The 26347-nt window shown below is 68.6% G+C and carries 26 protein-coding genes and 1 pseudogene; 17 read left to right on the top strand and 10 right to left on the bottom strand.

What is annotated here, in order from left to right; all coding sequences use genetic code 11:
* Positions 1-16: 16 nt before the first annotated feature.
* Entirely contained in the window at positions 17-934 is a 918-nt protein-coding gene (locus VXM69_RS02500) for a LysR family transcriptional regulator (protein ID WP_034189695.1), read from the bottom strand.
* Between the two features lie 119 nt (positions 935-1053).
* Here VXM69_RS02500 and VXM69_RS02495 point away from each other — a divergent pair, with 119 nt between their 5' ends.
* From VXM69_RS02495 to VXM69_RS02485, 3 genes are read left to right on the top strand one after another with little or no spacing between them, the layout of a single operon-like run.
* The gene (locus tag VXM69_RS02495) at positions 1054-2241 is read left to right on the top strand and encodes a M20 aminoacylase family protein (RefSeq protein ID WP_059556361.1); all 1188 of its coding nucleotides are present in this window, start codon (positions 1054-1056) and stop codon (positions 2239-2241) included.
* Positions 2242-2296: 55 nt separating this feature from the next.
* Positions 2297-3469: a porin gene (locus VXM69_RS02490; RefSeq protein WP_049032063.1), complete on the top strand. Its 1173-nt coding sequence runs from the start codon at positions 2297-2299 to the stop codon at positions 3467-3469.
* Positions 3470-3485: 16 nt separating this feature from the next.
* On the top strand, positions 3486-4781 hold the full coding sequence (locus tag VXM69_RS02485; protein ID WP_367188930.1) for an MFS transporter: 1296 nt from the start codon (positions 3486-3488) through the stop codon (positions 4779-4781).
* A 146-nt stretch (positions 4782-4927) separates the two neighbouring features.
* Here VXM69_RS02485 and VXM69_RS02480 read toward each other — a convergent pair whose 3' ends face one another.
* The 6 genes from VXM69_RS02480 to VXM69_RS02455 all read right to left on the bottom strand — a co-directional run bounded on the left by VXM69_RS02480 (position 4928) and on the right by VXM69_RS02455 (position 10504).
* Positions 4928-5833: a LysR family transcriptional regulator gene (locus VXM69_RS02480; RefSeq protein WP_034189699.1), complete on the bottom strand. Its 906-nt coding sequence runs from the start codon at positions 5831-5833 to the stop codon at positions 4928-4930.
* Positions 5834-5909: 76 nt separating this feature from the next.
* Positions 5910-7154 (bottom strand): acyl-CoA dehydrogenase family protein, encoded by a 1245-nt coding sequence (locus tag VXM69_RS02475; protein ID WP_059556363.1) that lies wholly within the window; start codon positions 7152-7154, stop codon positions 5910-5912.
* Positions 7155-7188: 34 nt separating this feature from the next.
* Positions 7189-7947 carry an SDR family NAD(P)-dependent oxidoreductase gene (locus tag VXM69_RS02470; protein WP_124670711.1) on the bottom strand — a complete coding sequence of 253 codons (759 nt, stop codon included), beginning with the start codon at positions 7945-7947 and terminating at the stop codon, positions 7189-7191.
* A gap of 7 nt (positions 7948-7954) precedes the next feature.
* Positions 7955-8719, bottom strand: a complete 765-nt coding sequence (locus VXM69_RS02465) for an SDR family oxidoreductase (RefSeq protein ID WP_034189702.1) — start codon at positions 8717-8719, stop codon at positions 7955-7957.
* Between the two features lie 59 nt (positions 8720-8778).
* Complete coding sequence (locus tag VXM69_RS02460; RefSeq protein WP_049032068.1) at positions 8779-9810, bottom strand: phosphotransferase; 1032 nt, start codon at positions 9808-9810, stop codon at positions 8779-8781.
* 19 nt (positions 9811-9829) lie between these two features.
* On the bottom strand, positions 9830-10504 hold the full coding sequence (locus VXM69_RS02455) for a histidine phosphatase family protein (RefSeq protein WP_034189704.1): 675 nt from the start codon (positions 10502-10504) through the stop codon (positions 9830-9832).
* Between the two features lie 170 nt (positions 10505-10674).
* Here VXM69_RS02455 and VXM69_RS02450 point away from each other — a divergent pair, with 170 nt between their 5' ends.
* The 4 genes from VXM69_RS02450 (at position 10675) to VXM69_RS02435 (ending at position 13212) form a co-directional block, all read left to right on the top strand.
* On the top strand, positions 10675-10881 hold the full coding sequence (locus VXM69_RS02450) for a DUF1737 domain-containing protein (protein WP_049032069.1): 207 nt from the start codon (positions 10675-10677) through the stop codon (positions 10879-10881).
* A 120-nt stretch (positions 10882-11001) separates the two neighbouring features.
* The gene (locus VXM69_RS02445; RefSeq protein ID WP_034189706.1) at positions 11002-11157 is read left to right on the top strand and encodes a DUF3309 family protein; all 156 of its coding nucleotides are present in this window, start codon (positions 11002-11004) and stop codon (positions 11155-11157) included.
* A 235-nt stretch (positions 11158-11392) separates the two neighbouring features.
* The gene (locus VXM69_RS02440) at positions 11393-12130 is read left to right on the top strand and encodes a response regulator (protein ID WP_034189707.1); all 738 of its coding nucleotides are present in this window, start codon (positions 11393-11395) and stop codon (positions 12128-12130) included.
* Entirely contained in the window at positions 12127-13212 is a 1086-nt protein-coding gene (locus VXM69_RS02435) for an ATP-binding protein (protein ID WP_034189708.1), read from the top strand. Before VXM69_RS02440 ends, VXM69_RS02435 begins: the two co-directional genes overlap by 4 nt.
* Before the next feature lie 18 nt (positions 13213-13230).
* Here VXM69_RS02435 and VXM69_RS02430 read toward each other — a convergent pair.
* Positions 13231-13464, bottom strand: a pseudogene (locus tag VXM69_RS02430) (hypothetical protein); the annotation flags it as partial.
* Between the two features lie 179 nt (positions 13465-13643).
* Between VXM69_RS02430 and VXM69_RS02425 the strand changes: the two are divergent.
* From VXM69_RS02425 to VXM69_RS02390, 8 genes are all read left to right on the top strand, one after another.
* Positions 13644-14918 (top strand): ABC transporter substrate-binding protein, encoded by a 1275-nt coding sequence (locus tag VXM69_RS02425; RefSeq protein WP_069705933.1) that lies wholly within the window; start codon positions 13644-13646, stop codon positions 14916-14918.
* Positions 14902-15861, top strand: a complete 960-nt coding sequence (locus tag VXM69_RS02420; protein WP_226103857.1) for a sugar ABC transporter permease — start codon at positions 14902-14904, stop codon at positions 15859-15861. The genes VXM69_RS02425 and VXM69_RS02420 overlap by 17 nt, the downstream gene beginning before the upstream one ends.
* Positions 15849-16676, top strand: a complete 828-nt coding sequence (locus tag VXM69_RS02415; RefSeq protein WP_322082585.1) for a carbohydrate ABC transporter permease — start codon at positions 15849-15851, stop codon at positions 16674-16676. The genes VXM69_RS02420 and VXM69_RS02415 overlap by 13 nt, the downstream gene beginning before the upstream one ends.
* Positions 16677-16686: 10 nt before the next feature.
* Entirely contained in the window at positions 16687-17721 is a 1035-nt protein-coding gene (locus VXM69_RS02410; protein ID WP_367188929.1) for an NAD(P)-dependent alcohol dehydrogenase, read from the top strand.
* Between the two features lie 3 nt (positions 17722-17724).
* Positions 17725-18918: an ABC transporter ATP-binding protein gene (locus VXM69_RS02405; protein ID WP_059556368.1), complete on the top strand. Its 1194-nt coding sequence runs from the start codon at positions 17725-17727 to the stop codon at positions 18916-18918.
* A gap of 28 nt (positions 18919-18946) precedes the next feature.
* The gene (locus tag VXM69_RS02400) at positions 18947-19885 is read left to right on the top strand and encodes an AraC family transcriptional regulator (protein ID WP_049030664.1); all 939 of its coding nucleotides are present in this window, start codon (positions 18947-18949) and stop codon (positions 19883-19885) included.
* Positions 19882-21348 (top strand): xylulokinase, encoded by a 1467-nt coding sequence (gene xylB / locus VXM69_RS02395; RefSeq protein WP_367188928.1) that lies wholly within the window; start codon positions 19882-19884, stop codon positions 21346-21348. Before VXM69_RS02400 ends, xylB begins: the two co-directional genes overlap by 4 nt.
* Positions 21349-21430: 82 nt before the next feature.
* On the top strand, positions 21431-22453 hold the full coding sequence (locus VXM69_RS02390; protein ID WP_367188927.1) for a MerR family transcriptional regulator: 1023 nt from the start codon (positions 21431-21433) through the stop codon (positions 22451-22453).
* A 7-nt stretch (positions 22454-22460) separates the two neighbouring features.
* Here VXM69_RS02390 and VXM69_RS02385 read toward each other — a convergent pair whose 3' ends face one another.
* Together VXM69_RS02385 and VXM69_RS02380 are read right to left on the bottom strand one after the other, a co-directional pair.
* Complete coding sequence (locus VXM69_RS02385) at positions 22461-23276, bottom strand: alpha/beta hydrolase (protein WP_367188926.1); 816 nt, start codon at positions 23274-23276, stop codon at positions 22461-22463.
* 13 nt (positions 23277-23289) lie between these two features.
* Complete coding sequence (locus VXM69_RS02380) at positions 23290-24582, bottom strand: MASE1 domain-containing protein (protein ID WP_367188925.1); 1293 nt, start codon at positions 24580-24582, stop codon at positions 23290-23292.
* Positions 24583-24892: 310 nt separating this feature from the next.
* Here VXM69_RS02380 and VXM69_RS02375 point away from each other — a divergent pair, with 310 nt between their 5' ends.
* Positions 24893-25849 (top strand): hypothetical protein, encoded by a 957-nt coding sequence (locus VXM69_RS02375; protein WP_034189717.1) that lies wholly within the window; start codon positions 24893-24895, stop codon positions 25847-25849.
* A 43-nt stretch (positions 25850-25892) separates the two neighbouring features.
* The gene (locus tag VXM69_RS02370; RefSeq protein WP_367188924.1) at positions 25893-26330 is read left to right on the top strand and encodes a GNAT family N-acetyltransferase; all 438 of its coding nucleotides are present in this window, start codon (positions 25893-25895) and stop codon (positions 26328-26330) included.
* Positions 26331-26347 lie beyond the last annotated feature (17 nt).

Here is a 26347-nt window from a genome sequence, read left to right as displayed (position 1 = left end):
CCGCAGTTGCCGAGCATCAACGCGACGGAACCTTCCCGACGACCGGCTGCGATGCGAATGCGGTTTCGACATACGCGAGGAAGTCGGAGGCGGGCCGTGTCAGCTGCAGCCCCGGTGGCGTGAGCCGGTACAGTTGAAGCGGCGGCGGTGACATCGGCAGCGGCAACGGCGTCAGCTTCTGGCCGAAAACGGTCTCGGCGAGCGAGTGCCGGGTCCACGAAAAGACGGCGTCGGTGGTCAAGAGCAGGCTGTAGAACAGCGCATACGACGTACAGCGGGTGACGCAGTGCGGCGGCGGCAGCCCCGCCCGCTCGTGCAGATCGCGGATGTACGCGGGAAAGCTCTCGCTCGCGTCGGCGTGGATCCACTCCGCTTCGCGCAGCGCATCGAGCGACGTCGCGCCGGCAAAACGTCCGTTCTCGCGCGTGACGAACACGGTGTCGAAGGCGCGAATCGCCTTCACGTCGGCCGATTCGGCGAGCGGGCCCGTGACGGCCGCAAACGCGAGGTCGAGTGTCCGGTTGCGTAACTGCTCGGCGAGCTGGGTGAACGTCAGCTCACGCAGTTCGCACTCGACGTGCGGCCAGTGACGGCGAAACGTCGCATACGCATCCGCGAAGCCCGTCACCGCGACGATCGGCGTGAAGCCGATCACGAGCCGGCCGTCGCGCAAGCCCTTCATGTGCGCCATGTCCTCGCGCGCCCGTTCGAGCTCGCGGACCACCGCCTGCGCACGCCCGAGCAGCGCGTCGCCTTCCGGCGTCGGCACGACGCCCCACGGCATGCGCTCGAGCAGCGGCACGCCGAACTCGTTCTCCATCTCCTGGATCGCCTTGCTGACCGCCGGCTGGGTCACGTGCAGCGCGGCTGCGGCGCCCTTGATGCTGCCGGCCGTCGCCACGGCGACGAGTGCGCGCAATTGATGGGTTTTCATGATGTGGAATGTATCACCGGAAGTTATTTATATCAAAATTGGTGAGTTTTTTGAGCGGGTGGGTCTCCCTATGCTTGGCCGTGACGGTCGCGAGGCGGCCGATCTCATGGAGCTCATCAATGACGCAGGACCTTGCTCACGTGCTCGCGGCCATCCGCGAGTCCGAGTCCCGATTCATCGCGATCCGGCGCGACATCCACGCCCATCCCGAACTCGGCTTCGCCGAAACCCGCACCGCGCGGCTCGTCGCCGAACGGCTGGCCGAATGGGGCTATGACGTGACGACCGGTGTCGGCGGGACCGGCGTCGTCGGCCGGTTGCGGCGCGGCGCATCGGCGCGCACGCTCGGCCTGCGCGCCGACATGGACGCGCTACCGATCCAGGAGGCGACCGGGCTGCCGTATGCGAGCACCGTCGAGCGCACGATGCACGCGTGCGGGCACGACGGCCATACGGCGATCCTGCTCGCCGCGGCGCACTATCTCGCCCGCCAGGGGCGTTTCGACGGCACGCTGAACCTGATCTTCCAGCCGGCCGAGGAAGGGCTCGGCGGCGCGAAGCGGATGATCGACGACGGTCTGTTCGAGCGATTCCCGTGCGAGCGAGTGTATGCGCTGCACAACGCGCCGGGCGTGCCGGTCGGTCATTTCGCGCTGCGCTACGGCCCGATGATGGCGTCGTCCGATTCGGTGACGATCACGCTGACCGGCAATGGCGGCCACGGGGCGATGCCGCAGCTCGCCAGCGATCCGATCGTCGCGGGCGCATACATCGTCACCGCGCTGCAGTCGATCGTCTCCCGCAACATCGACCCGGCGAAGCCGGCGGTCGTGACCGTCGGCACGTTTCACGCAGGCACCGCGCCGAACGTGATTCCGCACAGCGCAACGCTGCAGTTGTCGGTGCGCGCACTCGACGCGGCCACGCGCAATGAAATCGAGGCGCGAATCCACCGGATCGTCGACACGCATGCGCAAGCGTACGGCATGACCGCGCAGGTCGACTACCAATCGATCTCGCGCGTCGTCGACAACAACCCTGCCGCGTCGGATCTCGCGGTGGAGACCATCGCGGCGCTGGCCGGCGACGGCGCGCTCACGCTCTTGCCCGACGGCGTGATGGGCAGCGAGGACTTCTCGTGGATGACCGAATGCGTGCCGGGTTGCTACGTGCTGCTCGGCAACGGCGTCGATTCGCAAGGCGGCTGTTCGGTGCACAACCCCGGTTACGACTTCAACGACACCGCGCTGAGTTGGGGCGCGGCCTATCTCGCCGGGGTCGCCGAGCGCTACCTGAAGGTCATCTGACGAGCGCGTGCGGGGAAAGGCGACGTATCCGCTGCCATCACGATAAGGAATCCAAATGAAAAAACGAATTGCACTGAGCGCCGCCTGCCTTGCACTCGGCGCAGGCCACGCGCGTGCCGTGCCGTACCAGGACACGCTGCTCGCCGCCGTCCCCGAGTACAACGGCCGCATGGCGGAAGGCGTCGCACTGTACGGCTCGGTGGACATGGGGATCAATTACCAGACGGTCGGCGGCCGCTCGTTGTGGCAGACGCAGAGCGGCGGTGAGTGGACGTCGAAGTTCGGCCTGTTCGGCCGCGAGAACCTCGGCGGCGGCTGGCGCGCCGAGTTCAATCTCGAGAGCGGATTTCTCGCCAACAGCGGTGCGCAGCAGGACCCGCAATCGACCTACAACCGGCAATCCTGGGTCGGCCTGTCGTCGGACAGCTACGGCCGGCTGCGTTTCGGCAAGCAGATCGGAACGGCACTGCCGCTGTTCATCGACGTGTTCGGCACGGTGGGCACGAACTCGGTCTATACGTGGCTCGGTGCGGCGGCGGTGCAAACGAGCCGTGGCGTCGGCTACAACTCGGACCTCGGCCCGGGCGCGACACAGTTGCCGGCGCGCATCGACAACGCGATCACTTACCGCACGCCGATCGTCGCCGGCACCACGTCGCTGATGCTGATGCTCGCCCCGAGCAACGTGGCCGGACGCGCACCGGCCGCCTCCGCACAAGGGGTGCTGCTGCAGTGGTACAACGGCACCACCTATCTGGCGGCGAGCTACAACCAGGCCTGGGGCGTCAATGGCGCGAGCACCGTGCGCAACGACCTGTACGGATTCGGCGTCGTCCACGACACCGGGCGGCTCGTGCTGTCCGCGTCCTTCAACCAGTACGCGCCGAAGCTGGCCGGCGACGGTATCGCGCGCGTCTACACGGTCGGCACGATCGTGCCGTTCGGGGTCAATGCGATCCGCGCGTCGGTCGTCTACCGCGACACGTCGGGCGTGCGCGACGCAACCGGCCGGCCGGCGAAGGACTCGGCGCTCGGCGTGATGCTCGGCTACGACTACCTGCTGTCGAAGCGCACCGGCCTCTATGCCCGCGCCGGTTTCATCCGCAACTACGGGATCTCGACCGTCCTGCTGAACGGCAATCCGTTGCCGACCGAGCCCGGCAGCACCGCGCCGCGCACCGGGACGACGCCGGTCACGATGTCGCTCGGCATGTATCACAACTTCTGACCATGGCCGCTCTTCGATGAACACACTGAATCGCACGGCCGCCCTCCCGGCGGATGCCGGACAGCGCCCGATGCGCCGCACGATCGTCGCGGCCGCACTCGGCAACGGACTCGAATTTTTCGATTTCACCGTCTACAGTTTTTTCGCGGCACTGATCGGCAAGCTGTTCTTTCCCGCCTCGAGCGACACGGGCGCGTTGATGCTGTCGCTCGCGACGTTCGGCGTCGGCTTCGTCGCGCGGCCGCTCGGCAGTGTCGCGATCGGCGCGTATGCGGATCGCGTCGGGCGCAAGCCGGCGCTCGTGCTGACCGTCGCGTTGATGGCGCTCGGCACCGGGCTGATCGGTTTCGCGCCGACCTACGCGCAGATCGGCATCGCGGCGCCGTTGCTGATCGTCGTCGGGCGTCTGCTGCAGGGTTTCTCGGCCGGCGGCGAAGTGGGCGCGGCGACGACGTTGCTGATGGAATCGGGCGGCACCCGCCGGCGCGGCGAACTCGTGAGCTGGCAGATGGCGAGCCAGGGCGGAGCGGCACTCGTCGGCGCACTCGTCGCGCTGACGCTGTCACGCACGCTGTCGCCCGACGCGCTGCATGCGTGGGGCTGGCGTGTGCCGTTCATGCTCGGCCTGCTGATCGGGCCGGTTGGATTCTACCTGCGGCGTCACCTCGACGACACGCTGCCGCACGCGACATCCGGTGTTATGCGCGAGCGCGTGCGCATTCCATGGCGGTTGATCGCGGCTGGCACGTTGCTCGTGATCGGCGGCACGTCGACGATGTACACGATCGTGTTCTTCCTGCCGTCGTTCCTGACGTTGACGACGGGTATGCCGGCATCGGTATCGCTGCTGTCGGGCTGCACGGCCGGCGTCGTGCTGCTGGCCGGCTCGCCGTTCGCGGGACGGCTCGCGGACCGGCTCCGCCGCCGCAAGCCGCTGGTGCGCAGCGTCTGCGTCGTGTCGGCCCTGCTCGTCCTACCCGCCTTTTACGCGATGCACGCGTGGCCGTCGGTGACGACCGCCATCATCGTCGTCGCCCTTCTGATCGGCCTGATGACGCTGTCGAGTCCGGCCTGTTTCGTGATGATCCTCGAGGCACTGCGCCCCGAAGTGCGCGCGACGTCGCTCGGGATGATCTATGCGCTCGGCGTCACGATCTTCGGCGGCTTTGCGCAACTGATCGTCGGCATGATGTGGCGTGCGACCGGCAGCTTCTATGCGCCTGCCTGGTATGTGATGGCCTGCTGCGCAGCCAGTCTTGCCGGCCTCGCGTTGTTCACGGAGGAAACCGGTGGCGACGGCACACGCGGGTAAGCGGTTCGGCGTAGGCGCCGCGACGCATCGGAGAGGCGCCGCCGGTCGAATCGTCGTGCTACGGGATGAGCCGCAGCTTCGGCCACGAAGCCGAGCATGACGACACGTCGAGGGCGATGCCGAGTGGCCGTTGCTGCCCGGCTACGTCACCGCACGTCGCCGATTCCGCCCATCAGCGTCATCAGTTGCTCGCGCAGCCACTGGCTGCCCTGGTCCTGATCCGCGCTGCGGTGCCAGTAGCAGAAGTAGTCGAGCCCCGGCATCTCGAACGGCAGTTCGAGGATGCGCGCCGGATAGCGCTGCAGCAGCCGCAGCGGCGCGGTGAGCGCGAGATCGCCGCGCATCGCGATCAGCGGCGCGACCATGTAGTGCTGCACGCGCATCTGGATGTTGCGGCGCAGCCCGAGGCGCGTCAGTTCCGCATCGACGTGCCCGCTGCCCTTGCGGCGGCTCGACACGTGGATGTGCCCCATCGACAGGTAGTCGTCCATGGTGAGCGTGTCGCCCCTGAACGGATGATCGTCGCGGATCATGCACGCGTAGCGGTCACGCACGAGCAACGCCTGGTGCAGATGCGGATCGCCGATCAGCGGCGCGTCGATCGCGATGTCGACCGAGCCGTTCGCGAGCGCGGTCGCGACTTCGCGGCGATCCATCGTGTAGCTGCGCACGTGCATGCCGGGCGCATGCGTCTGCAGCAGCTCGCCGAGCGCGGGCAGCAGCAGCGCTTCGGTCAGGTCGCTCATGCTGAGCCGGAACACGCGCTCCGAAGACGCCGGATCGAACACGTCGCCTTCGTGCGCGCTCGAATCGAGCAGTTGCAGCGCCTCGCGCACGCGGCCGACGATGTTCTCGGCCATCGGCGTCGGCATCATCCCGGCCGGCGTGCTGACGAACAGCGGATCGTTCAGCGTCTTGCGCAGCCGCGCCAGCGCATTGCTGACGGCCGGCTGCGTGAGGTTCAGCACCTCGGCCGCGCGCGTCAGGTTGCGCTTGTTGTAGATCGCCTCGAATACGACGAACAGGTTCAGATCAATCTTCGTCAAGCGCATCGCCGGATCTCCTTGCCGGCATCTTACGGCGCGCGCCGCTCGTTCGTCCATGTCGCCCGGCCGATCGTGCCGCCGCTCAGCCGCGTGGCGGCGGCGTCAGGTAAGGCGCCGTCGAACCGGGCTCGCCGTCCTTGATCTCCATCCGCGCGATCGCCTGCAGGTGCACCTCGTCCGGGCCGTCGGCGAAGCGCAGCGCGCGGCCCCACGTCCACAGGTCGGCGAGCGGCGTATCGGGGCTCAACCCCGCCGCGCCGAACACCTGCATTGCGCGGTCGCACACGTCCGTATAAACCGTCGGCACGAGCGCCTTGATCATCGAGATTTCCTTGCGCGCGGCCTTCGCGCCGACCTTGTCGATCATCCATGCGGCCTTCAGTACCAGCAGGCGCGCCTGATCGATCTCGATGCGCGAGCGTGCGATCCATTCGCCGACCGTGCCATGCCGGTTCAACGGCTTGCCGAACGCGACGCGCGACTGCGCGCGGTCGACCATCAGCTCCAGCGCCAGTTCGGCCGCGCCGATCGAGCGCATGCAGTGGTGGATGCGCCCCGGCCCGAGGCGCGCCTGCGCGAGCGCGAAGCCGCTGCCCTCCTCGCCGAGCAGGTTGCGCGCCGGCACGCGCACGTTGTCGAACGTGATCTCGCAGTGCCCTTCCGGCGCGTAGTGGTTGACCACCGTGATGTTGCGCACGACCGTCACGCCCGGCGTGTCGCGCGGCACGAGAATCATGCTCTGCTGCCGGTGCGACTCGGCGTCGGGATCGGTCTTGCCCATCACGATGAAGATCTTGCAGTTCGGATGCGCGGCGTTCGTGATGAACCACTTGCGGCCGTTGATCACGTATTCGTCGCCCACGCGCTCGATGCGCGTCGTGATGTTGGTCGCATCCGACGACGCCACGTCCGGCTCCGTCATCGCGAACGCCGAGCGGATCTCGCCGCGCAGCAGCGGCAGCAGCCACTGTTCGCGCTGCTCGGGCGTCGCGAACATGTGCAGCAGCTCCATGTTGCCGGTGTCCGGCGCGTTGCAGTTGAACACTTCCGACGCCCAGCCCACGCGCCCCATGATCTCGGCGAGCGGCGCGTATTCGAGGTTCGTCAGGCCCGTGCCGGGCTCGTCGTCCTTCAGGTGCGGCAGGAACAGGTTCCACAGCCCTTCCGCCTTCGCACGCTCCTTCAGTTCCTCCATGAACGACACCGGATACCGGCCCGCGTGCACTTCCTCGTTCCACTGGCGGATGCGCGGCACGATGTGCGCGTCCATGAACGCGCTCACGCGTTCGCGCAGCGCCTCCACTTTCGGGGTATAGCCAAAGTCCATGATCGACTCCTCGAGATTGTCGTGTTCCGTTCGGTCAGAAGGCCGAGACACCGCCGTCGACGGCGACGGCCTGCCCGGTCAGATAAGTGTTTTCCTTTGCGCACAGCGTCAGCATCGTCGCGACGATTTCGTCGGGCCGGCCGAGCCGCTTCATCGGCGAGCCCTGCGCGAGGAAGTCCTGGCGCTCGCCGATATCGCTGTCGGTGACCATCGGCGTCGTGCTGTAGAACGGGCACACCGCGTTCACGCGGATGCCGTGGCGCGCGTATTCGAGCGCGGCCGTTTTCGTCAGCCCGACCACCGCATGCTTCGACGCCGCGTACGCGGCGAGCTTCGGCGCGCCGCCGAGCCCGGCCATCGACGCGACGTTCAGGATCACGCCTTCGCGCTGCGCGAGCATCTGGCGGATCTGATGCTTCATCCCGAAGAACACGCCCTTCGCGTTCACCGCGAAGCTCAGGTCGAGATCGGCTTCGTCGGTATCGATCAGCGCCTTCAGCGGCGGCGCGATGCCCGCGTTGTTGATGCCGACGTCGAGCCGCCCGAAGCGCGCGGCGGCCTCATGCACCAGCGAAGCCACCTCCGCTTCGACGCGCACGTCGCAACGCTGCGCGATCACGTCGGCACCGGCCGCGCGCAGCGGCGCGGCCACGCGTTCGAGCGCGTCGCCGTTCAGGTCGCCGAGCGCGAGCCGCGCGCCCATCGCGGCGAGTTCGCTCGCGAGCAACGCGCCGAAGCCGCTCGCGGCGCCGGTGATCATGACGGCCTGCCCGGCGTAGCTGTCGATTTTCATCGCGCGCTCAGATCGTCAGGCCGCCGTCGACGACGATGCATTCGCCGTTCGTGTAGCTTGCCGCATCCGACACGAGGTACAGCACGGTGCCGGCCATCTCGCGCGGCTCCGCGTGGCGCTTCAGCGGGATCTTCGCCTTCCACGTCTCGTAGATGTCCTTGTCGGCGAACAGCGCGCCCGCGAACTTCGTCTTCGTGAGCCCCGGCAGCAGCGCGTTCACGCGGATGCCGAGCGGCCCGCATTCCTTCGCGAACGCCTTCGTCATGTTGACGACGGCCGCCTTCGTGATCGAGTAGATGCCCTGCCGGTCGCCCGGCTGCAGTGCGTTGACCGACGCCGTGTTGACGATCGCGCCGCCGCCGTGTTCCTTCATCAGCTTGCCGGCCTCGACCGACATGAAGAAGTAGCCGCGGATGTTCACGTCGACGGTCTTCTCGTACGCGGCGAGATCGGTATCGAGGATATGCCCGAAATACGGGTTCGCGGCCGCGTTGTTCACGAGGATGTCGAGCCGCCCGTGCTTGCCGCGAATGGTCTCGAACGTCGCGGCGATATCCTCCAGGCGCCCGACGTGACACGCCAGCGCCTCCGCGCGGCCGCCCGCCGCGACGATCGCGTCGGCCACGGCCTGGCAGTCGTCGAGCTTGCGGCTCGACACGATCACGTGCGCGCCCTGCTCCGCGAGCAGCTTCGCGATTTCCTCGCCGATGCCGCGGCTTGCGCCCGTCACCAGTGCGATCTTGCCCGTCAGGTCGAACAGGTTCGTTGCCATGTTGCTGTGCTCCTCCATTGATTGGATTGTCGTGTCGCCGCCCGGCGACCCTGGCGCGCTCAGCGATGCGCGTCGATCACGCCGACCGCCAGTTCGGCGAGCCGGCCGGCCATTTCGCCGACACGCAGCGCCTGCTCGCTCGATGCGTTGCCCTGCAGCGCGCGCGCCTTCACGCCCTGCGCGATCGCCGCGAGCCGGAAGAAACTGAACGCGAGGTAGAAGTGCCAGTCGCGAATCGGCGCGATGCCGCGCAGCTCGCAATAGCGCGCGACGATCGCCGCTTCGTCGGGAATCCCGAGCGCCGCGCGATCCTGGCCCGCGAGCCCGCGCACCTGCCCGCCGGACGGCAGCCGCAGGCACATGCAGAAATACGCGAGATCGGCGAGCGGGTTGCCGAGCGTCGACAGTTCCCAGTCGAGCACGGCCTGCACGCGATAACCGTCATGCGCGAACATCAGGTTGTCGATCCGGAAATCGCCGTGCACCAGCGCCGGCCGGCCCGTATCCTCGGGGCACGCGTTCGGCAGCCAGTCGATCAGCGTCTCCATCGCGTCGAGGCGCCCCGTTTCGGCCGCGCGATACTGCTTCGTCCACACGCCGATCTGGCGCTCGAAGTAGTTGCCGGGGCGGCCGTAGTCGGCCAGGCCCACCGCGTCGACATCGACGTCGTGCAGTGCGGCCATCGTCCGCAGCAGCGCGTCGTAGCACGTCGCGCGATCGGCCCGCGGCAGTTCCGGCAGCGCGGGATCCCAGAAGATCCGGCCGTCCTCGAAACTCATCACGTAGAACAGGCTGCCGATCACGTCGCGGTCCTCGCAGAGGTGATACGGGCGCGCGACCGGCACCGCGGTGCCCGACAGCGCGGTCAGCACGCGGAATTCGCGGTCGACCGCGTGCGCGGACTTCAGCAGTTCGCCCGGCGGCTGGCGGCGCAATACATAGCGGCCGCTCTTCGCGTTCAGCAGGAAAGTCGGATTCGACTGGCCGCCGGCAAACTTCTCCGTGTCGACCGGGCCTTCGAAGCCCGGCACATGCGTTTCCAGATAGCGCGTCAGGCGGGCTACGTCGAGTTGCTGGGAAGGGTTCGTCATCGTCGCGATCGTTCGTGGGTCAGCCGTAGGTTCGCCACGCGTGCCGTTCGGGATCCTCCAGATGCGGGATGCCGTTGAACGACGCGAGGTGGAACGCATCGGCATTGAAGAAAAACTGCGAAAGACTGCTGTTGCGGATCTGCAGGTTCAGCGCGATCGCGCTCGACGGCGGTGCCGCGAGCACCTGCTGGACGGTCACCGCGATCGGGCCGCCGGAACTCACCGCGAGCACGCGCTGACCGCCGCCCTCGCGGATCGCGGCGCGTGCGTCGGCGACGCGCTGCTGGAAATGCGACCAGGTTTCGGGGGCCGCGTCGCCGAGCTTGTCCTCGGTCCACAGCTGCAGCACCTGCCGGAGCGCGCGGAAGTGCTCCTTCATCGAGCCGGCGGCCAGCCGCGCGACGTCCGGATAGTCGCTCGCGGCCGCCGCGAACAGCCCGTGGAAGTCGTATTCGTTCAGGCCGGGATGGCGGTCGACCGGCACGCCCTCGCGGCCCATCCCGCGCAGGATCGCGTCGACCGTCTGCGCGTGGCGGGTCATCGTGCCGCGGATCACGCGATCGAACGTCAGGCCCTGCCGCGCGAAGTATTCGCCGAGCCACGCGCCCTGCTGCTCGCCGGCAGCGGAAAGTCGGTCGTAGTCGTCGGTGCCGAATGATGCCTGCCCGTGCCGTACCAGAAAGAGTTCAGCCATCGCATGCCCGCCTGAGTGAAGGATTCAGCATAGCCAGCGGGGCAGCATTTTTGAAATTTATTTGTTGAATGAACCGACATTCATGACGGAAATACACCTGCCCTCGCGGGCGGCCCCGGATTTGTCCGACTTATACTGCCCGATCCGCCCCCTTCACAGGAGTCCAGACCATGTCGCATTCCCCGCCCAACGACCTGCCCCGCTATCGCTTGCTGACGGGCAAGGACGACGCCACGTTTTGCCACCGTGTATCGGATGCACTGGCGCTCGGCTATCGCCTGTACGGATCGCCCGCCGCCACCTTCAACGGCGATCACGTCGTCGTCGCCCAGGCCCTGCTCTGGCCGGACGCCACCGACACGGACGCCGGCGCGTAATCCCGGCCGCCCGCCGCGCATCGTCCGATGCGGCAGCGGCGCCCCACGGACGCATCGGCCCCGGCGGCGCGGTACGCAAATTGCGACAGCACCGTGTCGAATAAATTCTGGAGGGATGCGATGCTCGGTACGATCCTCATCATCGTTCTGATTCTGCTGCTCATCGGCGCATTTCCTGCATGGCCGCACAGCCGAAGCTGGGGTTACTGGCCATCGGGCTCGGTCGGGCTCATCGTCGTCATCGTCGTCGTGCTGGTGCTGCTGGGTCGGATTTGACGCACGAACGCGCGTGCCCGTTGCATGAGCACGCGCGTTCCAGTCCCGGCGCCAGGACTTCCGTCGTGACTTCTTTACACACGCGAGCAAACCGTAGCAGCACACGCGGTGCCGTGCGTCACGCTTGCACGCTCGCCCACCTGTTCCGGGCGCGTTGCCCGCCTTCGTTCGATCGACCGGACCGTGCGGTAGTATGGCGACTCGATGGAACCCCGATGGATCTGAACGAGTGGCCATGCCCGAATTTTCCTCATCTCCCGGCGCCGGCCAGGGCGCGCAAGCGCTCGTCCTCATCGCCGAGGACGAGCCCGAGATCGCCGAGATCCTGACCGCCTACTTCGCGCGCAACGGTCTGCGCACCGTGCACGCCGCCGACGGCCGCCGCGCGCTCGAACTCCACCTGTCGCTGAAGCCGGACCTCGTGCTGCTCGACGTGCAGATGCCGCACGTCGACGGCTGGAAGGTGCTCGCCGAGATCCGCCATCGCGGCGACACGCCGGTCATCATGCTGACCGCGCTCGACCAGGACATCGACAAGCTGACCGGGCTGCGCATCGGCGCCGACGACTACGTGGTCAAGCCGTTCAACCCGGCCGAAGTCGTCGCGCGCGCGCAGGCCGTGCTGCGCCGGTCGATGGCCGGCTCGCGCCAGGAAGAACAGCGCGTGCTGCGCGCCGCGCCGTTCGAGATCGATCTCGAACACCACGAAGCGACGGTCGAGGTCGGCGGCACACGCCACACGCTCGTGCTGACGCTCACCGAATTCAAGCTGCTCGCGCAACTCGCGCGCGCGCCGCGCCGCGTGTTCAGCCGCGCCGAGCTGATGGCCACCTGCCTGCCGGAAGGCGATGCGCTGGAACGTACGGTCGACAGCCACGTCAGCAAGCTGCGCAAGAAACTGGACGACCTCGGCGTACAAGGCGTGCCCGCCAGCGTGCGCGGCGTCGGCTACAAACTGTGGAGCGGCGAGTGAAACTCGATGGCCTGAGCCGCCAGATCGCGCTGACGATGGGCGCGATCGCGTTCGGCATCACGGTGCTGATCGTCGTGACGGCCTACGCGTTCTACTACCTGCTGTACCAGTACTCGCCCGAGTACTTCAAGCCGCAGAGCTGGCTCCCGAGCGGACCGGAGTGGGTGTGGATCGTCTCGACCACGCTGGTCGGCCTGCTGATCTCGGTCGTCGTCGCGATCAACCTGTCACGCCGCATCCTCGTGCCGCTGAACTCGGTGACGGACGGCATCCGCCGCGTCGCGCGCGGCGACCTCCGCGCGCGCGCCGTCGCCGGCGACCGTTCGCTGCGCGAAGCCGCGCTGCTCGCCGACAACTTCAACGCGCTCGCGAGCGAGCTGCAGCGCGTGACCGAGGAGCAGACCTTCTGGAATGCGGCGATCGCGCACGAGCTGCGCACGCCCGTAACCGTGCTGCGCGGCCGGCTGCAGGGGCTCGCCGAAGGCGTGTTCACGCCGAACGAAGCGCTGTACCGCAGCCTGCTCGCGCAGGTCGAGGGGTTGACGCGGCTGATCGAGGATCTGCGCGTGGTCAGCCTCGCCGACAGCGGCCACCTGAGCATCGAGATCCGCGACACCGACCTCGCCGCCGACGTGCGCGCCGTGGTCGACGTGTTCGCGCCCACGCTGCAGGCCGCCGGCCAGCATCCGGAGCTCGATCTCGATACGCGGCGCATGTGCTGCGACCCGGTCCGCATCCGCCAGGCGTTGCTGGCGCTGCTGGAGAACGCGCGCCGCCATGCGGTGCCCGGCGCGATCCGGATCCGGACGCGCGTCGAGCACGGCATGTGCCGGCTGAGCGTCGAGGACGACGGCCCCGGCATCCCGGCCGATTTCGCGCCCCATGTGTTCCAGGCATTCCGCCGGATCGACGATACGCAACCCGGCGGCACCGGCCTCGGGCTCGCCGTCGTCGCGGCGATCGCGCATGCGCACCGCGGCGAGGCCATCTGCGTGCCGACCGGCGCGGGCGGCACGCGCTTCGAGCTGCAGTGGCCCGACAACCTCGTGCCGGCATCCGACCGCGAGCGCTTCCCGGCGTAACGCGGCGCCGTTACGCGCTCATGCGCACCGCTCGCGTCCAACCTGTTCGAGCGGCGGGCCGAAGCCGAGCACCGTGTACTCCGTCACGGACACCGTTCCTCTCCCGCCGGCGCCCTGCACGACCACCGCGCGCACGGCGCCGGCGCGATCGAATTTCAGCTGCGTGCCGACCGTGGCGTGACGCAGCGCCTCCAGTTCCTCGATCCGGGCGATCGCGAGCTTGCGCACCGCGCCGGACACGTACACCGGCACCGGCCCGGCTCCGGCCCGCTTCCCGCCCGACCACCACATTTTGTGCATCGCACGACCGACCCTGAGCAAAAAGTATCGGTTTCCAAACTCTTTTGATGTGGTGATCGCATCGCCCGCGTCACACCATTGTTCCTGCCGTCATCGACGGCATTCGAACAAGCAGAATCAAGGAGACACGGGTGAACAAGATGCGAATCGTCGCAGCCGGCCTGCTGCTCGGCGCCTGTCTGCCGGGCGTCGCGGCCGCGCAAGCCTGCAAGGTGCCGACCCTTCGGGTGCTCGCGCAGAAGAGCCTCGGCCTGTCGGTGATGGAGAAGTCGCTGGCCGACTACGAGAAGAAGAGCGGCACCAGGGTCGAGATCAGCTATTTCGGCGAGAACGACCGTCGCGCGAAATCGCGGCTCGACGCGTCGACCGGCGCGGGTTCCTATCAGATCTACTACGTCGACGAGGCAAACGTCGCCGAATTCGCGTCGGCCAACTGGATCGTGCCGCTCCTCAAGTACTACCCGAAGGAATACGACTACGACGATTTCCTGCCCGGCCGCCGCGCGGTCGCGAGCTACAACGGCGTCGCGTACTTCGCGCCGCTGATCGGCGGCGGCGACTTCCTGTTCTACCGCCGCGACCTGCTCGACGCCGCGCACATCCCGGTGCCGAAGACGCTCGACCAGCTCGTCGCCGCGATCAAGAAGCTCAACGCGCCGCCGAAGCTGTACGGCTGGGTCGCGCGCGGCCAGCGCGGCTCGGGGATGAACGTGTGGCGCTGGTCGCCGTTCATGCTCGGGATGGGCGGCGCATGGACCGACAAGGGCGGCCAGCCCGCGTTCAACTCGCCGGCCGCCGTGAAGGCCACGCAGCTCTACAGCGACCTGTTCAAGTACGCGCCGCCGGGCGCCGCGACCTACGACTGGAGCAACGCGCTCGAAGCGTTCCGCTCGGGCAAGGTCGCGTTCATGATCGAATCGACGCCGTTCGCCGACTGGATGGAGGACGCGAGCAAGTCGAGCGTGGCCGGCAAGGTCGGCTACACGCGCCCGCCCGCGCCGCTGCCGTCGGCCGCGTACGGCCACGGCTTCGCGATCTCGGCGGTCGGCGCGAAGGACGACTGCACGCGGATGGCCGCCGGCCGCTTCATCGCGTGGGCGACCAGCAAGGACCAGGAACAGGCGCGGCTGCGCAACGGCGTGTTCAGCGACTACAACCGCTCGAGCACGATCGGCAGCCCGTACTTCAAGCAGCACGTCGCGCCGCAGATCCAGGCCGGACTGAACGACACCAACCCCGTCACGCAGGTGACGATCTGGCGCACGCCGCAGTGGCCGGACATCGGCGACAACCTCGGCATCGCGCTCGAACAGGTGTTCACCGGCACGCAGACGGATATCCGCGGCACGCTCGACGACGCGGCCCAGTACGCGAAGGATGCGCTCGAACATGGCGCTCGCAAATGACGGCGCGGGCGGGCGCGCGCTCGACGTCCGCCCTGCCCCTTCCCCTCCTGCGGCCCGGCACGGCCGCGCGCGCCGCGACCGCACGAGCCTGCCGTGGGTATTCCTCGCGCCGACGCTCGCGCTGCTCGCGGTCCTGAGCCTCGTCCCGACCGTCGCCGCGATCAACCTCGCGCTGCGCAACCGCGTGCTGCGCTACCCGGACAGCGAATACGTCGGCCTGCGCAATTTCGTCCGGCTCGCGTCGGACCGCCGCTTCCTGAACGCGATCGAGGTGTCGGTGCTGTGGGAAGTCGTCACGGTCGCCGGCGCGGTGCTGGTCGGAATCGCGCTCGCCGTGTTCCTGTTCGAGCGCGTGCACGGCCGCTGGCGCCGTCTTGCGTCGCTGGTGCTGATCATGCCGGTGCTGCTGCCGCGCGTGTCGGCCGCGTTCATCTGGAAGTTCATGTACGCGCCGCTCACCGGCATCCTGAGCTGGCTGCTCGGTACGCTCGGCATCGAGAACACCGCGTTCCTCGCCGATCCGCATCTCGCGCTGTACGCGGTCGCGCTCGTCGACGTATGGCAATGGGGGCTGTTCTTCGCGGTCGTGATCCTGAAGCTGCTGGAGACGCTGCCGCCCGAGCCGCTCGAAGCCGCGCGGCTCGACTACGCGACGACGTGGCAGGTGCATGCGTACATCGCGCTGCCGATGCTGAAGGCGCCGCTCGTGAGCCTCGTGTTCATCAAGATGGTCGAGTCGCTGCGTTCGTTCGACCTGATCTACGTGATGACCAAGGGCGGCCCCGGCATCGCGACCGAGACGCTCGATCTCTACGCGTACCAGCAGGGCATCGGCCTCGCCGGCAAGGTGTCGTATGCGTCGGGCATGGCCGTGCTGATGATGGTCGCGACCACGCTCGTCTTCACGCTCATCTGGAAGAGGGTCAACAAATGGGACGACTGATGGCTCGCCGCGGCCCCGCCGCCGTTTCCACCGTCGCGATCGCCGGCGCGATCCTGCTCGTCGCCGCGTTTCCGCTGTTCTGGGCCGTGCTCAATTCGCTCAAGCACCTGCTCGACATCGTCACGCCGACGCCGCGCTTCATCTTCACGCCGACGCTCGCGAACTACGAGCAGGTGCTGTCAAGCCCCGAAGTGTTGATCGGGCTCGGCAACAGCATCGCGATCGTCGGCGCGGCCGTGCTGATCGGCGCGGTGCTCGGCGTGCCGGCCGCGTATGCGATCGCGCGCTACCCGGTGCGCGGCAAGCGCGACATCCAGTTCTTCCTGCTGTCGCTGCGCTTTTTGCCGCCGGTCGCGGTCGCGCTGCCGCTGATCGCGATCTGGGTCGATCTCGGGCTGTACGACACGAAGCTGTCGATGATCGTCACGTACCTGCTGGTCACGCTGTCGACCATCACGTGGCTGTCGATCCCGGTGTTCCGCCGGCTGCCGCGCGAGATCGAGGAAGCCGCCGCGCTCGACGGCTACGGCCCGTACGCGGTGTTCTGGCATATCGCGCTGCCGGTGTGCGCGAGCACGCTGCTCGGCGGCATCGTGTTCAGCTTCGTGCTGGTCTGGAACGAACTGATGATCGCGCTCGCGCTGACGTCGTCGCGCAGCGCGACGCTGCCGGTGGTCGCGTCCGCGTTCACGTCGCTCGGCCAGGAAGTGCCGTGGGGCGTGATCAATGCGTCGACGGTGCTGCTCGCGCTGCCGCCGCTCGTGTTCGTCGGCATGCTGAGCCGCCTGCTCAATTCGATGGTCAAGGGAAAATAAGGAGGAAACGTTGAAAGCGCTCGTACTCGAACGCACGCGCGAGCTCGCGCTGCGCGACATCGACCTGCCGCAACAGGTCGGCCCCGGCGATGTCCGGATCAAGGTGCATACGGTCGGCGTCTGCGGCAGCGACGTGCATTACTACGTTCACGGCGGCATCGGCCCGTTTCGCGTCGACGCGCCGATGGTGCTCGGCCACGAGGCGTCCGGCACCGTCGTCGAGACCGGCGCCGCCGTCACGCACCTGCGCGTCGGCGACCGCGTGTGCATGGAGCCCGGCGTGCCGCGCCTCGATTCGCCCGCGACGCTGCGCGGGCTCTACAACCTCGATCCCGACGTGCGCTTCTGGGCGACGCCGCCCGTCCACGGCTGCCTGACGCCGTTCGTCGTGCACCCGGCCGCGTTCACGTACCGGCTGCCCGACAACGTGTCGTTTGCCGAAGGCGCGATCGTCGAGCCGCTGTCGATCGGCCTGCAGGCCGCGAAGAAGGCGGCGATGAAGCCGGGCGACCTCGCGGTCGTGATCGGCGCCGGCACGATCGGCGCGATGACGGCGCTCGGCGCGCTCGCGGGCGGCGCCGCGCGCGTGATCCTCGCCGACGTCGTACCCGAGAAGCTCGCGCTGTTCGCCGGCAACCCGGCCGTCACGACCGTCGACGTGCGCACGCGGCCGCTTGCCGACGCCGTAGCGGAAGCCTCCGGCGGCTGGGGCGCGGACGTCGTGTTCGAGGCAAGCGGCAGCGCGAACGCCTATGCGGGCCTCGTCGACCTGATGTGCCCGGGCGGCTGCGCGGTGCTGATCGGCATGCCGGTCGCCCCCGTGCCGCTCGACGTGGTCGCGCTGCAGGCGAAGGAAGGCCGCATCGAATCGGTCTTCCGCTACGCGAACATCTTCCCGCGCGCGCTGGCGCTGATCGCGTCCAGCGCGATCGACGTGAAGCCGTTCATCTCGCGCACGTTCCCGTTTTCCGAAGGCGTGCGCGCGTTCGAGGAAGCGGCGAGCGGCCAGCCGCGCGACGTCAAGATTCAGATCGAAATGGATTGAGCCATGGCCCAGATCACCTGCAAGGCTTTGTCGAAGCACTACGACGGCGGCCCCGCCGTGCTGCATCCGCTCGACCTCGAGATCGCCGACGGCGAATTCATCGTATTGCTGGGCCCGTCCGGCTGCGGCAAGTCGACGATGCTGCGGATGATCGCGGGCCTCGAGGCGATCACCGGCGGCGAACTCGTGATCGGCGATGCGGTCGTGAACGACCTGCCGTCGCGCGAGCGCAATGTCGCGATGGTGTTCCAGAACTACGCGCTGTACCCGCACATGACGGTGTACGACAACATCGCGTTCGGCCTGCGGCGCCTGAAGGTGCCGGCCGACGAGATCGACCGCCGCGTGCGCGACGTCGCGCGCATCCTGAGCCTCGACGCGCTGCTCGAGCGCCGCCCGCGCGCGATGTCGGGCGGCCAGCAGCAGCGCGCGGCGATCGCGCGCGCGATGATCAAGACGCCGGCCGTGTTCCTGTTCGACGAGCCGCTGTCGAACCTCGACGCGAAGCTGCGCACGCAGTTGCGCGGCGACATCAAGCGGCTGCACCGGCGGCTGAAGACGACGACGCTGTACGTCACGCACGACCAGCTCGAGGCAATGACGCTCGCGGACCGCGTCGTGCTGATGCGCGGCGGTCGCATCGAGCAGATCGGTACGCCGGCCGAGCTGTACGGCCAGCCGCATACCGTGTTCGCCGCCGGGTTCGTCGGCACGCCCGCGATGAACTTCGCGGACGGCACGATCGGGCGCCACGGCGCGACCGTGGTGCTCGACTGCAACGGCACGCGCTGGCCGCTCGCGTCGTCGCGCTTCGCGCGGCTGCAGGACGGCCAGCAGGTCAAGGTGGCGGTCCGCCCGAATCACCTGCGGCTCGTCGCCGAAAGCGATTCGACCCCCGGCACGCTCGCGCTGACCGGCACCGTGGAACTCGTCGAACTGCTCGGCGCCGAGGCGCTCGTCACGCTCGACTGGCACGGCCAGCCATGCGCGGCCCTCGTGCCGGCCCCGATGGCACCGGCCCCGGGCGCCGTGGTAGCGTTGCGCTTCGACGAAGCAGCCCTGCACCTGTTCGACGCCGGCACCGAGCGCAACGTCACGCTGCCCGACGCGAACCCGATCGCGCACGCGGCCCCGCCGGCGGCCGCGACGCGCGCCACGCCGCCTGCCGCGACGGGCTGGTCGATGTCCCGCTCGTAGCACGCCGGCACGCCCGACGGAGCACACGATGAACCCGGATCTCGAGATCGTTCCCACCCACCGCGACGAATCGTTCCGCGCGTGGGTCCACGACTATCCGCATTCGGTCGCGAAGTGGCACTTTCATCCCGAATACGAGATTCATCTGATCCAGGCGTCGCACGGCAAGGTGTTCGTCGGCGACCATATCGGCGATTTCGGCCCCGGCAACCTGATCGTCACCGGGCCGAACCTGCCGCACAACTGGGTCAGCGAACTCCCCGACGGCGAGCGTGTGCCGTCGCGCGACGTCGTGCTGCAGTTCTCGCGCGATGCGATCGAGAAGATGGTCGGCGCGTTCAGCGAGCTGCAGCCGGTGATCGACCTGATCGACGACGCGGCGCGTGGCGTGCAGTTTCCCGACCGCATCGGCATCGAGGTCGCGCCGCTGATGCTCGAGCTCGCGAACGCGCACGGCTGCCGGCGCGTCGAGATCCTGATGTCGCTGTTCGACCGGCTGTCGTCGTGCCGCGAGCGGCGCGTGCTCGCGGGCCCCGGCTACCGCAGCGACGCGCAGCACTACATGTCGTCGACCATCAACCAGGTGCTGTCGTACCTGCAGCAGAACCTGCCCGGCGTGCTGCGCGAGACCGACGTCGCCGCGTTCGCCGGCATGAGCGTCAGCACCTTCACGCGGTTCTTCCGCCGCCATACCGGCTCGTCGTTCGTGCGCTACCTGAACCGGCTGCGCATCAACGAGGCGTGCGAGTTGCTGATGTTTTCCGACCTGACGGTGACCGACATCTGCTACCGGGTCGGCTTCAACAACCTGTCGAACTTCAACCGTCAGTTTCTCGCGATGAAACAGGTGCCGCCGTCGAAGTTCCGCGCGCTGCATCGCCTCAACGAACCGCACGGCCGCGACGACGACGCGCCGCTCCCGCGACGCGCGCCGCCGCGCGCCCCAGACAGGACGCTTCATACGTGACATTTCTCGGCATCGATCTCGGCACGTCCGAGGTCAAGGTTCTCCTCACCGATTCCGGCTCGGTGCCCCTCGCGACCGGCTCGGCCACGCTGTCGATCAGCCGCCCGCATCCGCACTGGTCCGAACAGAGCCCGCAGGCGTGGTGGCACGCGATGCTCGATGCGATCGCGTCGGTGCGCGCCGCGCATCCGGCCGGCTTCGCCGCGCTGCGCGGCATCGCGCTGTCCGGGCAGATGCACGGCGCGACGCTGATCGATCGCGCGGACCAGGTGCTGCGGCCCGCGATCCTGTGGAACGACACGCGCGCCGGCACCGAATGCGTCGAACTCGAGGCGCTGGTGCCGGAGTCGCGCGCGATCACCGGCAACATGGCGATGCCGGGTTTCACCGCGCCGAAGCTGCTGTGGCTCGCGAAGTACGAGCCGGCCGTGTTCCGCGCGGTGCACAAGGTGCTGCTGCCGAAGGATTACCTGATCTGGCGCCTGTCCGGCGAATTCGTGTCCGACCTGTCCGATGCGTCGGGCACGCTGTGGCTCGACTGCGCGCGCCGCGACTGGTCCGACCGGATGCTCGCCGCGACCGAGCTGTCGCGCGCGCAGATGCCGCGCCTCGTCGAAGGCAATGCGCCGGCCGCGCAACTGCGCGATGCGCTGCGGCGCGAATGGGGCATCGCGGGGCCCGTGACGATCGCCGGCGGGGCCGGCGACAACGCGGCGTCGGCGGTCGGCATGGGCGTCACGGGCGCCGGCAGCGGCTTCCTGTCGCTCGGCACGTCCGGCGTGCTGTTCGCCGGCAACGACCGCTTCGCGCCGAACCCGGATGCGGCGGTGCACGCGTTCTGCCACTGCATCGAAGGACGCTGGCACCAGATGAGCGTGATCCTGTCGGCCGCCGCGAGCCTCGACTGGCTCGCGCGCGCGCACGGCACGACCGCCGGCGCGCTGGCCGCGCGCGCCGAGCACGCCGATCCGGCGCGTGCGCCGCTGTTCCTGCCGTATCTCGGCGGCGAGCGCACGCCGCACAACGACGCGCATGCGCGCGGCGTGTTCTTCGGGTTGTCCAACGAGCACGACGCGGACGACCTCGCCTATGCGGTGATGGAAGGTGTCGCGTTCGCGATGGCCGACGGCTACGACGCGCTGCGTGCGGCCGGCACGACGCTCGACACGGTGTCGTTCATCGGCGGCGGCTCGAAGAGCGCGTTCTGGGCGCGGCTGTGCGCGAATGCGACCGGGCTCGCGATGCAGCGTCATGCGGACGGTGCCGTCGGCGCGGCACTCGGCGCCGCGCGTCTGGCGCGACTGGCGGCGACGGGCGACCCGCTCGAGGCAGTCTGCGTCGCGCCGCCGGTGACGGAGACGGTCGCGCCCGATTCGGCGTCGGTCGATCGGCTGGCGGGGCGGCTCACGCGGTATCGGCGGTTGTATCGGGCGTTGCGGGAGGAATTCGCGGCCGCCGACTGAGCGGCCGCGCCATCGCGCTTGACCCGGCCCTTGGGGTCGCCTTTATGCTGGACGCAACCAATCGACCGCAAAGAGGTGACGGATGGGTAGGTCCACGCCCCGTTTGAACGCATCCGCGGCCGCCGCGCAGCTTGGTGTTTCGACCAAGGCGCTGCGGCTGTATGAGCAGCATGGCCTCGTCATGCCGGAGCGCACGCCGGCCGGATACCGCGCGTACGGCCCGGACGACCTCGCCCGCGCCGCCGACATCGCGGCACTGCGCAAGCTCGGCCTCAGCCTCGCGCAGGTGGCGGACGTGCTCGACGGCGATGCGCGCAGCCTCGATGCCGCACTGGCGGCACACGAAGCCGCGCTCGATCGCGGCGTTCAGGATCTGGTGCGCAAGATGGACCGCGTGCGCGCGATCCGCGCCGGCCTCGCGCGCGGCCGGATGCCTGCCGGCGGCGAGCTGACGCGGCTGCTCGACGATTCGGGTACCGGCGTCGCGTTCAGCCTGCCGTGGCCGTGGGGCGGCGAATGGTTCGAGTGTCGCGATATCCGGCCGCTGAACTACATCATCGGCTCGCTGGGAAGCGGCAAGACGCGGCTCGCGCTTCGGCTGGCCGACGCGCTGCCCGGTGCGGTGTTCGTGGGGCTCGATCGGCTGGAAAACGACTGTGCGGCGGCATGCGCGGCAGTGCGCGCCGATCCAGCGCTGAAGTCGTGCGTCGACCGAGCGCTGACCTCGCTCGCCGACAGGGGCGCCACGCCGTCGGCAGCGCTGACCGCGCTGCTCGTCAACCTCGAAGCGGAAGGCCCGCGCACGCTGGTCGTCGACATGATCGAGCAGGATCTCGACCGTTCCACGCAACTGGCCTTGATGGCCCATCTGCGTGAACGCGCCGCCGCCGGCAGGCGGCCGCTGTTCCTGCTCACGCGCTCGTCGGCGATCCTCGACCTGGCGGCCGTCGGCCCCGACGAAACCATCCTGTTGTGCCCGGCCAATCACAGCCCGCCTTCACGGGTGGCGCCTTACCCGGGCGCGCCCGGTTACGAGGCGGTGGCGACATGCCTGGCGTCGCCGGCGGTCCGCGAGCGGCTCGCCCGCCGGCCGGAAGCGGCGTGAGCAGGTATCAGGATTCCAGCCGCCCCAGCCTGCGCGCCATCGCCGGGCTCACCGCATGCACGGGATCGAAGCCGAAGAATTCGAGCACGTGCCGCGCGACGTCGTCGCGATCGTTGTCCGCGCAGATCATGTGATAGCTGTTTTCCAGCACGATACCGCGCGCGTCGGGCATCTTCTCCAGCAGGAAATCGGCCGAGCGCAGGCTCGTCAGTTCGTCCTCGCGCGCATGCAGCACGAGTGTCGGGCACGGCGTGCCTGGCGCGGCCTCGCGCACCCAGTCGCGCATCCGGTCGACCTGCCGCACGCACGCGAGCGGCACCCACGCATAGTGGAAACCGTCCTGCCGCTCGAACTTCTTCTTCACGATCGCGCGGATCGTCGCGTTCTTGACGCCGAACGGATCGCCTTCCTCGACGCGCATCCGTTCCGCCACCCCCGGCACGCGATACAGCACGTGCCGCAGCGACCGATACCACGGCGTCGACCAGCCGTCGATGAATACCGGCGCGGCCAGCAATGCGAGCCGGCCGCGCGCATGCTGCACGCGGTGGCACAGCAGCAGCGCGACCAGCGCGCCCATGCACATCCCCGCGACATGCAGCGTGTCGTACTCGCGTTCCAGCGCACGATACTGTTCGGTCACCGCGTCGAGCCACGCCTCCGCGCGCACGCCGACCAGATCCTCGGGGCGCGTGCCGTGCCCCGGCAGCGTGATCATGTGCGGGTCGGCGCCCGCGCGCCGCATCGCCTTGTGCAGCGAACCGAGATCGTATTGCGTGCCACCGAGCCCATGGATCAGCAGGACGCCCGTACGCCCTGTCATGACGCGTGCCCGCTCATTCGTCCGCCGGCCACACGCGCTCGATCTGCCAGACGCCCGCGACCACCGTCACGTCGACGTTCGAATCGAGCAGCGGCGCGCCGTGGTCGGTGATCGTCCGCGTGCCGCCGTCGCGCAGCACGATGCGCAGCGACAGCGACGCGCGGTCCTCGCCCGCGATCTCCGCGTTCCAGTAGTCGCTCAGTGCTTCGCGGTCGCCCGGCTGCACGCGTTCGAGCACGAGCGGCACGCTCGCGATCTGCGACGCGTCGACGCCGACGCCGAACACGCGCTCGACGTCGCCGCTCCAGTCGATCCGGCCCGACTCCGGATCGAGCACGTACGCGATCTGGCCGGCGCTCGCGAGCGCGAGCTCCATGTTGTTCTGCAGCACCGCCGCATGCTCGTGCACGCGTTCGCGGGTCGTCTTCAGCGTGCTGACCGCCAGCACCAGCAGCGATGCAACCGCGAGATAAAGCTGCGCTTCGAGCAGCGCGCTGCCGTAGTGTTCGTGGAACGACGAGAACGGGCCGTCGCCCTGCGCGGTCTGCTCGATCACGATCAGCGCGAGCACCAGCACCGACGACGAGCCCGCGCGGCCGCCGAGCAGCAGCGTGACCGCAACGGCCAGGAACAGCGGGACATAGGTGAGCGCGAAGCCGGCGCCCGTGCCGAATTTCCGCGACGTGTCGCCGTCGAAGATCGCGAGCGCGACGAGCCCGAGCAGCGCGAACGCGACGATGCCGAGCATCAGGTCGAAGCGCTCGTGGTCGCCGGAGCGGTGCGCGCGAAAACGCGACCACGACGCGAGCACCGGCGTGACCAGCAGCACGCCGACGAAATCGGACGCGGCCCACACCGACCACACGTCGAAGAACGGCGCGCCCTTGACCGTCGTGTACCACGCCGCGCCGCCGATCGCGCCGACGACGCCCGCGATCAGCCCGGCGAGGATCACCGAGCGCAGGAAGTACAGCCCTTCGAGCGAGAAGCGCACGCGCTGCACGAGCCAGACGGCCAGCGCGGCCGCGCCGACCTCGTCGACCGTGAACAGCACGGCGTTGACGAGGCTGCCGTGTTCGATCGCGGTCAGCGCGAGCTGGCCGACGAGGAACGCGCCGGCCAGCGTCGGCCAGTCGCGCACCGGGCGCAGCATGAACGCGCCGACCGTCACGCCGGCCGGCAGCCAGATATAGCCCGTCAGCCGGACGGGGCCGTTGAACTCGTGCGAGATGTAGCCGGTCGCGAGATACAGCGCCGCCCAGAGCAGCGCGGCGACGAGCCCCGGCCGCGATCGTTTGGTGTCCATCGAGAATCCCTGTATGCCGCGCCTGCGGCCTGCAGGTGCGCGATGTGCGAATGATATGCGGACGGCGCGGGCCGGGGAATACCGGGGACCGGCGGCGCGTTCGGCGGCGCCGGCGTGCCCGCAAGCCGGCGGTTGGGACCGGGAAGATATCGGAAAAGTTCGCGGGTGGCCGGATGCTGTCGGGACACGTCCGCGTGTCCCCCTGGCCGAATGGCCAAATTCGCGCATGGCAGGTCGTTCACCCCCATCATGAAAGACATCCGGAAGCACTCGTTTCGGGTATCGTCCACCTTTCCAGCCCGCATTCGACATGACCACATGCAATGGAAACCGTCCCGGCCCGGCCGATCTCGGCCCCTTTGATGCCATGAGCCGATTTCGCGTCACGTACGACGGCCCCGCGCTCGAATCGTCCGAGATGGACGTGCGCGAACTCGCGCCCGCGCTGCTTGCATTCGGCGATTTGCTCGACGCGTCGACGCGTGCACTGTGCGGCGATCAGGTTCGGCCGCAAGTGAATGTGCGCGGCAGCTTCAAGACCGGCAGCTTCGGCATCGACTTCACGCTCGCGACCTCGTTGCTCGGCCGCATGCGCGACATGCTGAGCGGCAACGAAGGCACGGCGCTCGCCAATGCGGTCACGATCCTGACGGCGCTCGGCATCGCCGCGCCCAAGGCGAGCAAGGGGCTTTTCGCCGTCCTCAAGTGGCAGCGCGGACGCGAGATCCGGCACGTGCGGGTGCAGGACCACGGCGCGGTGCTGCAGGTCGACGGCGACGAACTCGAGATCGACCTGCCCGTCCTCACGCTGTTGCGCGACGTCCGCGTTCGCCACGCAACCGCGCAGGTCCTTGCGCCGCTCGCGCACGAAGGCATCGAGATGTTCGCGGCCGGCACCGATACGCAAGTGTTCGAGACGGTCGCCCGCCACGAAATTGCGTGGTTTCACGCGCCCGAGCCAGCCGATGCGCTCCTGCTCGACGAGCATCGCAAGATGGCGTTCTCGATCGTGTCGCTCGCGTTCAAGGACGACAACAAATGGCGGCTGCACGACGGCACGTCGACGATTCATGCGGCGATCACGGATGCCGGCTTCCTGTCGCGCGTGAACAACAGCCAGATCAGTTTCAGCAAGGGGGACGTGCTCGTCTGCAATGTCCGCATGCAGCAATGGCAAACTTCGGACGGGGCAAAAACCGAATACGAAGTCACGGATGTCCTCGAACATCGTCCGGCCGGCCGGCAGATTCAGTTGCCCGGCCTGTGATCCGCGTCGCCGCTCCAATGCCCAACGCAATCCGTCACCCATCATGAAAACGGCGATCGATCTGCGTCCTGCCTCCGCCGCCGACCTCCCCTTCCTGCTGACGCTCCGTCGACTGACGATGACCGAGCACCTGCAGCGGGTCGGCGCACCGACCGACGACGCAGCGCACGACCAGCGCATCCGCACCCACTTCGAAGACGCGATGATCGTCTGCGAAGGTGCCGCCGCGATCGGCCTGCTGAAGGTGACGCGCACCGCCGTCGAGTGGCACGTCCACCAGATCCAGATCCTCCCCGCGCACCAGTGCCGCGGCATCGGCGAGGCCGTGCTGCGCGCCTTGCTGGCCGACGCCGCACGCGAGCACGTGCCGGTCTCGCTGAGCGTGCTGCACGGCAACCCGGCGCGAAGGCTCTACGAACGGCTCGGCTTCCGGCTCGCGTCGGAAACCGCCACGAGCGCGAACCTGATCTGGCGCGCATGACGCGCGCGATATCGCCG

The sequence above is a fragment of the Burkholderia sp. Ed8 genome, from assembly GCF_040761425.1.
Taxonomy (GTDB): Bacteria; Pseudomonadota; Gammaproteobacteria; order Burkholderiales; family Burkholderiaceae; genus Burkholderia; species Burkholderia seminalis.
Note: the sequence above shows the minus strand (reverse complement) of the source record. Positions and strands in the feature narration are given on the sequence as shown.

Bases quoted from the DNA above. Each gene is read 5' to 3' on its own strand.
- VXM69_RS02495 (WP_059556361.1), top strand. From the start codon at position 1,054: ATGACGCAGGACCTTGCTCACGTGCTCGCGGCCATCCGCGAGTCCGAG.
- VXM69_RS02450 (WP_049032069.1), top strand. From the start codon at position 10,675: ATGTCGCATTCCCCGCCCAACGACCTGCCCCGCTATCGCTTGCTGACG.
- VXM69_RS02370 (WP_367188924.1), top strand. From the start codon at position 25,893: ATGAAAACGGCGATCGATCTGCGTCCTGCCTCCGCCGCCGACCTCCCC.
- VXM69_RS02415 (WP_322082585.1), top strand. From the start codon at position 15,849: ATGGGACGACTGATGGCTCGCCGCGGCCCCGCCGCCGTTTCCACCGTC.
- VXM69_RS02385 (WP_367188926.1), bottom strand. From the start codon at position 23,276: ATGACAGGGCGTACGGGCGTCCTGCTGATCCATGGGCTCGGTGGCACG.
- VXM69_RS02375 (WP_034189717.1), top strand. From the start codon at position 24,893: ATGACCACATGCAATGGAAACCGTCCCGGCCCGGCCGATCTCGGCCCC.
- VXM69_RS02405 (WP_059556368.1), top strand. From the start codon at position 17,725: ATGGCCCAGATCACCTGCAAGGCTTTGTCGAAGCACTACGACGGCGGC.
- VXM69_RS02480 (WP_034189699.1), bottom strand. From the start codon at position 5,833: ATGCGCTTGACGAAGATTGATCTGAACCTGTTCGTCGTATTCGAGGCG.
- VXM69_RS02390 (WP_367188927.1), top strand. From the start codon at position 21,431: ATGGGTAGGTCCACGCCCCGTTTGAACGCATCCGCGGCCGCCGCGCAG.
- VXM69_RS02475 (WP_059556363.1), bottom strand. From the start codon at position 7,154: ATGGACTTTGGCTATACCCCGAAAGTGGAGGCGCTGCGCGAACGCGTG.
- VXM69_RS02500 (WP_034189695.1), bottom strand. From the start codon at position 934: ATGAAAACCCATCAATTGCGCGCACTCGTCGCCGTGGCGACGGCCGGC.
- VXM69_RS02490 (WP_049032063.1), top strand. From the start codon at position 2,297: ATGAAAAAACGAATTGCACTGAGCGCCGCCTGCCTTGCACTCGGCGCA.
- VXM69_RS02455 (WP_034189704.1), bottom strand. From the start codon at position 10,504: ATGGCTGAACTCTTTCTGGTACGGCACGGGCAGGCATCATTCGGCACC.
- VXM69_RS02460 (WP_049032068.1), bottom strand. From the start codon at position 9,810: ATGACGAACCCTTCCCAGCAACTCGACGTAGCCCGCCTGACGCGCTAT.
- VXM69_RS02380 (WP_367188925.1), bottom strand. From the start codon at position 24,582: ATGGACACCAAACGATCGCGGCCGGGGCTCGTCGCCGCGCTGCTCTGG.
- VXM69_RS02445 (WP_034189706.1), top strand. From the start codon at position 11,002: ATGCTCGGTACGATCCTCATCATCGTTCTGATTCTGCTGCTCATCGGC.
- VXM69_RS02485 (WP_367188930.1), top strand. From the start codon at position 3,486: ATGAACACACTGAATCGCACGGCCGCCCTCCCGGCGGATGCCGGACAG.
- VXM69_RS02400 (WP_049030664.1), top strand. From the start codon at position 18,947: ATGAACCCGGATCTCGAGATCGTTCCCACCCACCGCGACGAATCGTTC.
- VXM69_RS02440 (WP_034189707.1), top strand. From the start codon at position 11,393: ATGCCCGAATTTTCCTCATCTCCCGGCGCCGGCCAGGGCGCGCAAGCG.
- VXM69_RS02420 (WP_226103857.1), top strand. From the start codon at position 14,902: ATGGCGCTCGCAAATGACGGCGCGGGCGGGCGCGCGCTCGACGTCCGC.
- VXM69_RS02465 (WP_034189702.1), bottom strand. From the start codon at position 8,719: ATGGCAACGAACCTGTTCGACCTGACGGGCAAGATCGCACTGGTGACG.
- VXM69_RS02470 (WP_124670711.1), bottom strand. From the start codon at position 7,947: ATGAAAATCGACAGCTACGCCGGGCAGGCCGTCATGATCACCGGCGCC.